Consider the following 7,926-nt stretch of genomic DNA (forward strand, 5'->3'; position numbering starts at 1 on the left):
CGGCGGGCATAATCCACTAACAATCAACACGGTCCACTCGGTGGGGGCAGATCACATGTGATCGGAATCGCCGAACCCAGGGTTGCGATCCTTTCCGCAGTCGAGACCGTCAACTCTGCGATGCGGTCGACGCTCGATGCTGCGGCTCTTTGCAAGATGGCCGATCGCGGACAGATTATCGGCGGACTGCTCGATGGCCCCCTCGCCTTCGACAATGCGATCAGCGAGGCGGCTGCGCGCGAAAAGAATATCGCCTCGCCCGTTGCCGGACGAGCGGAAATCCTTGTCGTTCCCGACATCGACGCGGGTAATATGCTCGCCAAACAATTGACTTTTCTCGGCGGTGCCGACGCAGCAGGTGTCGTGCTCGGCGCGCGCGCGCCAATCATTCTTACCAGCCGCGCCGATAGCCTGCGCACGCGCCTCGCTTCCTGTGCGGTCGCAGTCCTCCTTGCGCGCGCTGCGGCTGGGGCGGTCGCCAACGAAACCGTCCGGACATGAAGGCCATCGTTTCACTCAATTCAGGCTCGTCCAGCATCAAGTTCGCACTCTACGCGCTGGATGGCGGCACGCCTCACCTCTCGGCCGGCGGGAAGATCGATGCGATCGGCATCGCGCCGCATCTGCTCGCGAGCACGAACGACGGGAAAATCCTTCTCGATCGCGATTGGCCAAATGGCGAAGCGATGACTCATGCAGAGCTACTCGAGAATCTCTTCCAATGGTCCGCCGAACATCTCGACGGATGCGAAATACTCGGGATCGGGCATCGCGTCGTTCATGGGGGCACGAAATTTGCCGAACCCCGCCTCGTCGACGAGAATCTGCTCGAGGAGCTGCAGACGCTGTGTCCGCTGGCCCCGCTGCATCAACCGCACAACCTCGCCGCAATTCGCGCGATCAGATTGCTTCAACCCGATCTGCCGCAGGTTGCCTGCTTCGACACGGCCTTTCATCACGGCAAGCCCGACCTGGCATCCCGGCTCGCTCTGCCTCGGTCGCTGCATGAGCAGGGCATCCGCCGCTACGGTTTTCATGGCCTGTCCTACGAGCATATTGCTTGTCAGCTTCGCGAGGTCGATTCCAGTCTTGCGCACGGCCGGGTGATTGCCGCGCATCTGGGCAACGGCGCGAGCCTGTGTGCGATGCAGGGCGGGAGAAGCGTCGATACCACCATGGGCTTCACCGCGCTTGATGGCCTCATGATGGGTACAAGAAGTGGGAGCATCGACCCAGGCGTTATCCTGCACCTTCAGAACCAAATGGGCATGAGCGCCAGCGAGGTGGAGCAATTGCTCTACCGGCAGTCAGGCTTGCTGGGAGTATCGGGCATTTCGGGCGACATGCGCACGCTATCGGACAGCCCGGCACCGGAAGCCAAGGAAGCGATCGCGCTTTTCACATGGTACGCAGCGCGCGAAGCCGGCGGTCTCGTTTCCTCGCTCGGTGGACTCGACGGCCTCGTTTTCACGGCAGGCATCGGCGAGAACAATGCAAATGTCCGCAGCCGGATCTGCCGGCGACTGGAATGGCTAGGCCTCGCGATCGACGAGCGCGCCAACACCGCCAATGAAGCAATTATCAGCGCCCCGGACAGCCGGGTCAAGATACTGGTCATCCCTGCCAACGAGGAGCGGATGATAGCGTCGCACACACTCCAATTTGTCGGGAACCAGTGCCCATGACGCCGTGCTCAAGCTCGGAAACGGCAGCATGGCATCTGTGGAGGTGGCGATGATCCCCTCAGTCAGCGCGTCCACCCCGCCGCAGGAACAGTTCGGTCTACGCCGAAACATGACGGCACCGCGCGATCCAGCCCTCGATGGCGAGAAAATGCAACAGTCGTATCGCGTCCCTCCCGCTTTCTCCGTCGTCACATTGGTCGGCACAGGGGGCGGCTGTCACGTCGCTTTCTGACATTACAAGGAAACAGTCATGTCCACGACCAAAAGACTATGGATTGGCCTTGCCGCGATCATCGTCGCTGGTTTCGCCGTGATGCTTTGGCTGGGTTCCGATCTCATGCGGACGGCGCCGCCGATCCCCGAACGCATCGTCACGGCGTCGGGTCGCATTGTCTTCACCCGCGACGACATCGAGACCGGCCAGCAGGTCTGGCAATCCATAGGTGGCCAACAACTCGGCAGCGTCTGGGGCCACGGCGCTCTCGTCGCACCTGACTGGTCCGCGGACTGGCTTCACCGTGAAGCCCTCGCCCAACTCGATGCGGCAGCACCGACAAAGGGCGCGCAGCGTTTCGATGCGCTGTCCACTGCCGACCAGGCGGCGCTTCAAGCCGAAGTGACGCCAACCCTGCGAGCCAACCGCTATGATTCCGCTACCGGCACGTTGACCATCAGCGATGCGCGTGCCGCCGCGATTGCGAAGGTCGCTCGCCATTATGACAGCCTCTTCTCCGCCGATCCCGCGACCCATGACCTGCGTGTGTCCTACGCCATGAAGGAAAACACGCTACCCGACCCTGCGAGGCGGGCCGTTTTGTCGGCCTTCTTCTTCTGGACGGCCTGGGCGACCGTCACCGACCGGCCCGGTGACACGGTCAGCTATACCAACAACTGGCCGTTCGAGCCTCTGGTCGGCAACACGCCGACCTCGGGCACGTTCATGTGGTCGCTGTTCAGCATTCTTTTCATGATCGCCGGCATCGGCCTGCTGGCTTGGCATTATGCCGGCTGGCACGGCAAGGAGCGGCCGCTGACCCCGCCTGCGCATGATCCTTTACAGGGATTGATCCTTACCCCGTCGATGAAGGCGAGCGCGAAATTCTTCTGGGTCGCGATCGCGCTTCTCGTAGTCCAGATCGGCCTTGGCGCTGTCACCGCGCATTTCCAAGTGGAAGGCCAGCGATTCTATGGATTGGACCTCGCCGAATGGCTGCCCTACAGCCTGACCCGGAGCTGGCATACCCAACTCGGGGTTCTGTGGATTGCCACCGCATGGCTTGGCACCGGACTTTATATCGCTCCGGCCATCTCGGGTCATGAGCCCCCGCTCCAACGCGCAGGCGTCAATTTCCTGTTTGTCAGCCTCATCGTCATCGTCATCGGCGCCTTCGCCGGGCAATGGGCTGCGGTGATGCAGAAGATGGACCTCACCGCTAATTTCTGGCTCGGACACCAAGGCTGGGAATATGTCGATATCGGCCGCTTCTGGCAGGTCTATTTGTTTATCGGCCTGCTGCTCTGGCTGGCCCTGGTCGGCCGCGCACTCTGGCCCGCGATCCGACGTAAAGACGAGATGTCATCGATCGTCGGCCTGCTGTTCCTCTCGACTATCGCTATCGGCCTCTTCTACGGGGCCGGGCTCATGTACGGCGCGCGCAGCCACCTTTCCGAAGTCGAATATTGGCGCTGGTGGGTGGTTCACCTCTGGGTAGAGGGCTTCTTCGAGGTCTTCGCCGTCGCCGTGATCAGCTTCCTGTTTGTGAAGCTCGGCCTCGTTCGCGGCCGAACCGCGACGATCAACGTCCTGTTCGCCACCATCGTTTTTCTGGCAGGGGGTGTCATCGGCATGTTTCACCACCTCTATTTCGTGGGAACTTCGATGGCAGGCGTGGCATTGGGCGCCAGCTTCTCGGCACTCGAAGTGGTGCCGCTGGCCCTGATCGGCATGGAAGCAATCGAGACCTGGCATCACAGCCGTGCGACCCCGTGGATGGCGCGCTACAAATGGCCGATCATGTTCTTCCTTGCGGTCAGCTTCTGGAACCTGGTCGGGGCAGGCCTGTTCGGCTTCCTCATCAACACTCCAATCGCGCTCTATTATGTCCAGGGTCTCAATCTCACGCCTCTGCATGGCCATACCGCACTGTTCGGTGTCTATGGCATGCTTGGCATAGGTTTGATGCTGTTCTGCCTGCGCGGCCTACGCGGCGACATTCACTGGAACGAGGGTTGGTTGCGCGGTAGTTTCTGGTGCCTCAATATCGGCCTTGGCCTCATGGCATTGCTGACGCTGCTGCCCGTGGGCGTGCTTCAGCTACAGGCGGCGCTCGACCACGGTTATGCCTATGCCCGGTCCGCGGAATTCATGGGTCTGCCGCTCATTCATATCCTCGTCTGGATACGCACCCCCGGCGACGTCGTGTTCGCGGTCGGAGCGTTGATGCTGGCAGGGTTCGTTGCCCTCCTGTGGCTGAGGCCCAGCCCCGAGACAAAGCAGGATCCCGCCATCTGACGAGTGGACTAGTCGGGCGGCATGCAACGAAAAGCCCAAGCTTCGTGCCATCGACCGCATGAGCAGCCCGGTCGCAATTTCTGGAAGCGCTGCTGCGTCCAGATCAAGCCCGAATTTCGGAGCCCTAACGGCGCGCGTCCCGATCGACCGGCACTGTTGTGCGCGAGCAGATGATGCCGCTACCAATATATGGAGATGGCCCGAAACTCCTCGATCGCGTGTTGGGGGCCAGCCCCTTCTTCGGCGTGGATTAGGCAATGGTCGATGTGGTCGTTGATCAGCGCGCGCTTCGCATTGGCGATGGCCTTCGCCACGGCCTGAAGCTGCTGCGCAATGTCGACGCAGGCACGCTCTTCCTCGATCATCCCGACGATGCTGCGGAGATGACCCGAGGCCCTGTTCAACCGTTTGATGATGGTCGGGTAAGTGGTGTGGGTGGCATGAGCCATAACCTCAATCTAGAGGCTGTTATGAACCTGCGGCGAGCGTAGCGGCTTGTTTCATCATGAGGCAGGCAAAGGCGACGACGTGAAGTCCGGCGAGTGTTTCGGCATAACGCTCGTAATCTTTGACGAGGCGGCGGAAGCGGGTTGCCCATGCGAATGACCGCTCGACCACCCAGCGGCGGGGCAGGAGGACAAAGCCGCGCTTGGCCTCGGGCAGTTTGACCACTTCCAGGGCGATGCCATGTTTGGCGGCGGCATTGGCGGCGCGCTCACCGGTATAGCCCTGGTCGACCCAGGCGATCTCGACATGGTCGTCGGTGACAGCCTGCACGGTGCGCGCGAGCCGCTCCACTTCACCGCGATCCTCCGCGCTGGCAGGCGTCACATGGAGCGCGAGCAGGTGGCCCAGCGTATCGACCGCCAGATGGATCTTCGAGCCCTTCTTGCGTTTGCCACCGTCATAACCGGCGCGCTCGCCGCTCTCGGGCGTGGAGCGCAACGTCCGGCTGTCGATGATCGCCGCACTGGGCTCGGCCTTGCGGCCTGCGGCCATCCGCAACACCGCCCGCAAATCGTCCACCAGTGCCTCGAAGCAGCCTGCCGCCAGCCAGCGCTGCGTCTGCTGGTACACCGCAGCCCAAGGCGGCAGATCATTGGGCATCCACCGCCACGGCGCTCCCGTCTTTACGATATAGCGCAGGCCGTTGAACACCTCCCGCAGGGCGTGCTCCCGTTGCCCGGCATCCTCGCGCTGCAACAGCAGGTATGCCGCCACCAGCGACCATTCTTCATCGCTTACATCTGACGGATACGGCTTGCGGCAAAGGCTCATCCACAAACAGATGAATCATCCCCAATCCCAAGTCCATAACAGCCTCTAGGGCTCCACGCCTGATAATGTCGAGTAGATCTCAGGATAGGATCTATCCCCCCCGGGGGATATGCCAAAGCCATGCTGAGCGTGCTCGCCAACCGGACCTATCGTCACCTGCTCCTGGCGCAGATCCTCGCACTGATCGGGACGGGACTCGCGACCGTCGCACTCGGATTGCTCGCCTACGATATCGTGGGCGGCGAAGCTGGAGCGGTGCTCAGTATCAGGCTCAAGGCATTCGTCATCATGTTGCTGATCCATGTGGTTGTCGTCGCGCTGATCGTGAACAAAAGCTAGAATATGATTGTGACAGCCAGCGCAAAGCTGCCTAAGCGCTAGCGACGCGGATGATGTAGCGGTTACGCCCCGCGATCTTTGCTTCGTACAGGATTGCGTCGCTGACCTCGAGCAGGCGCGATGGAGAAAGGTTGAAGCAGGTGTCGAACACGGCACACCCGCAACTGACAGTCACATAGCCGGTGGGCGAATCTGCATGTGTGATGCCAAGGTTCGCAATGGTCGAAGCGTATCGTTCAAGAAAGGGCGCAGGGTCTGTGACGCCCCTCAGGATGAACACGAACTCCTCGCCGCCATAGCGCGCGACGAAATCGGATTGCCTGGCGACGGATTGGAATGCAGTTGCGATCTGCCGCAAAACCGTGTCGCCCGCCAAATGACCATAGCGGTCGTTATAGGCTTTGAAGCGGTCCACGTCGATCATTCCAATGGACATTGGTTCGCTCGCCTGACCGGCAAGAATACACAGGCGCGTCAATTCGCTATCGAGGTGGCGTCGGTTCGCGATTCCGGTCAGGGGATCTTCAAGGCTCTGTCGGGCGAGAGACGTCTTTTCTTCCTCAAGCGCCCGATTGGCATCACGAAGAGCCATCTCTCCACTCCACGCATCGGTGATATCGACCACGAATCCAACAGCGCGTCTGGGATTACCTGAAATGCCCTGGACCAGGCAGGCGGCAGATCGCACAAACCGAATATCGCCGTCCGGGCGTATAATCCTGAACATGATCGCATAGTCCCGACCTGTGGCGATCAGCTCCGCAGAAGCCTGTATGACCTCCGTAGCCCGTTCGCGGTCATCTGGATGGACGAGTGGCCGAAACTCATCGATGGAGCGAAGAGGGGTATCGGGATCGCGGCCCATGATACGATACCAGGCTTCGTCACATTGGAGCCGATCCTGCTCGATATCATAATCCCAAATGCCAAGCCCTCCAACACGGACGGCGATTTCCAGGCGGTCGCGGCTTTGCCTGAGTGCATCTAGGGCTTCGCGCTCAGCGGTCACCTCGCGCGATACGCAAAGGATTGCCGTAGCAGCACCGCCAGGGTCCACAACCGGGGTCAGCATGTTGTCCCAATATTGAGGATTGCGCCCAGGCAACACGCTTTTGCCCGGGAAGCGCACGAATTCGCCTGCCCGTGCCGTTACAAGCGCCTGGTTGCCGGCCGCACGAACGTCTTCCGGCAGAAGCTCCAGCCACGGCATGCCGAAGCCGGTATCCTCGGAAATTCCAAGCGCCTGACAGCCCGCTTTGTTCATGTGCACGATCGTGCCATCCAGCGCGATCAGTTTGATGCAATCTACGCTGACATCGAGCATATCGGTCCGGGTCGATGCGCGCCTTTCGAGATTCTTCTCCCGAACTTTGAGGCGCTCGATGTCGGTCGCAATGCAAAGCCAGCAATTTTCTTGAACTGCCTGATCGCTCACGGGCTGCAGGTCTATCAAATGCCAGCGGGGCCCGCCGCCATTCCCCTGCAGCCGGCATTCCAGCTCTGTCCGGTTACCTGTCGATATGGCCGATCGAAAATAGGACAAGGCTGTATATCGTTCTTCAGGGAAGAAGCTGTTCGCCCATGGAGCCGAAACTTCGTTTTTGCCGCCCTCGAGACCAAGATCGCGCCATGCAGCGTTCAACGCGACGATGTTGGCTTTATCGTCGACAAAGCAAGCTGGCATCTGCAAAAGTTCTAGCAGCATTTGTGGTGCGCAGCCTGCGCGAGCGGACATCTGATACTCCGTCAAGAAGAACGCCACGTCCGCCGGCGGCAAATTGGCGTTTTGTTTTGTTAAACCGATCTCCTTCAGAAAACACAGGATGATTGGTGGTTTGTTCTATAGCAACCTCCTTTACAAGATCGTTGACGTATCTCTGATAAATAGGAGACAATTCCATCGTCTGCATCTCATCCAGGGGGTGGCGGCAGTCTCCTATGTCGTCAGGACGACCTTACCGCGCAATCCGGCCTGTGAACGCCGCACGTGAGAACACCGGGAATAAAAGGGGCCACGGATCGGCCGGTCTCACCGGAATAAAAAGGGGCCAGTCCTGCTAGGTCGTGAACTCATAAACGGACTTGCGCGCTGAATCACGGTTTGATTCAAGG

The 7,926-nt window shown here is 60.3% G+C and carries 6 protein-coding genes and 1 pseudogene; 4 read left to right on the forward strand and 3 right to left on the reverse strand.

What is annotated here, in order from left to right; all coding sequences use genetic code 11:
* The first annotated feature begins 57 nt into the window (after positions 1-57).
* The 3 genes from ACEK02_RS17240 (at position 58) to ACEK02_RS17250 (ending at position 4,197) form a co-directional block, all read left to right on the forward strand.
* The gene (locus ACEK02_RS17240) at positions 58-501 is read left to right on the forward strand and encodes a phosphate acyltransferase (RefSeq protein WP_371422805.1); all 444 of its coding nucleotides are present in this window, start codon (positions 58-60) and stop codon (positions 499-501) included.
* On the forward strand, positions 498-1,685 hold the full coding sequence (locus ACEK02_RS17245; protein WP_371422806.1) for an acetate/propionate family kinase: 1,188 nt from the start codon (positions 498-500) through the stop codon (positions 1,683-1,685). Before ACEK02_RS17240 ends, ACEK02_RS17245 begins: the two co-directional genes overlap by 4 nt.
* Positions 1,686-1,935: 250 nt before the next feature.
* Entirely contained in the window at positions 1,936-4,197 is a 2,262-nt protein-coding gene (locus ACEK02_RS17250; protein WP_371422807.1) for a nitric-oxide reductase large subunit, read from the forward strand.
* 179 nt (positions 4,198-4,376) lie between these two features.
* Here ACEK02_RS17250 and ACEK02_RS17255 read toward each other — a convergent pair whose 3' ends face one another.
* Both ACEK02_RS17255 and ACEK02_RS17260 read right to left on the reverse strand, forming a co-directional pair.
* Positions 4,377-4,646 (reverse strand): metal-sensing transcriptional repressor, encoded by a 270-nt coding sequence (locus tag ACEK02_RS17255; RefSeq protein WP_371422808.1) that lies wholly within the window; start codon positions 4,644-4,646, stop codon positions 4,377-4,379.
* Positions 4,647-4,665: 19 nt separating this feature from the next.
* Positions 4,666-5,475, reverse strand: a complete 810-nt coding sequence (locus tag ACEK02_RS17260) for an IS5 family transposase (protein WP_371422809.1) — start codon at positions 5,473-5,475, stop codon at positions 4,666-4,668.
* Positions 5,476-5,595: 120 nt separating this feature from the next.
* Here ACEK02_RS17260 and ACEK02_RS17265 point away from each other — a divergent pair.
* Positions 5,596-5,760, forward strand: a pseudogene (locus ACEK02_RS17265) (MFS transporter); the annotation flags it as partial.
* 85 nt (positions 5,761-5,845) lie between these two features.
* Here the strand turns inward: ACEK02_RS17265 and ACEK02_RS17270 are convergent.
* A complete protein-coding gene (locus tag ACEK02_RS17270) occupies positions 5,846-7,549 on the reverse strand; it encodes a diguanylate cyclase domain-containing protein (protein ID WP_371422810.1) in 1,704 nt (567 codons plus the stop codon).
* Between the last annotated feature and the right edge of the window lie 377 nt (positions 7,550-7,926).

This window comes from Tardiphaga sp. (assembly GCF_041424195.1).
Classification (GTDB): domain Bacteria; phylum Pseudomonadota; class Alphaproteobacteria; order Rhizobiales; family Xanthobacteraceae; genus Tardiphaga.

Bases quoted from the DNA above. Each gene is read 5' to 3' on its own strand.
- ACEK02_RS17245 (WP_371422806.1), top strand. From the start codon at position 498: ATGAAGGCCATCGTTTCACTCAATTCAGGCTCGTCCAGCATCAAGTTC.
- ACEK02_RS17250 (WP_371422807.1), top strand. From the start codon at position 1,936: ATGTCCACGACCAAAAGACTATGGATTGGCCTTGCCGCGATCATCGTC.
- ACEK02_RS17255 (WP_371422808.1), bottom strand. From the start codon at position 4,646: ATGGCTCATGCCACCCACACCACTTACCCGACCATCATCAAACGGTTG.
- ACEK02_RS17260 (WP_371422809.1), bottom strand. From the start codon at position 5,475: ATGAGCCTTTGCCGCAAGCCGTATCCGTCAGATGTAAGCGATGAAGAA.
- ACEK02_RS17270 (WP_371422810.1), bottom strand. From the start codon at position 7,549: ATGTCCGCTCGCGCAGGCTGCGCACCACAAATGCTGCTAGAACTTTTG.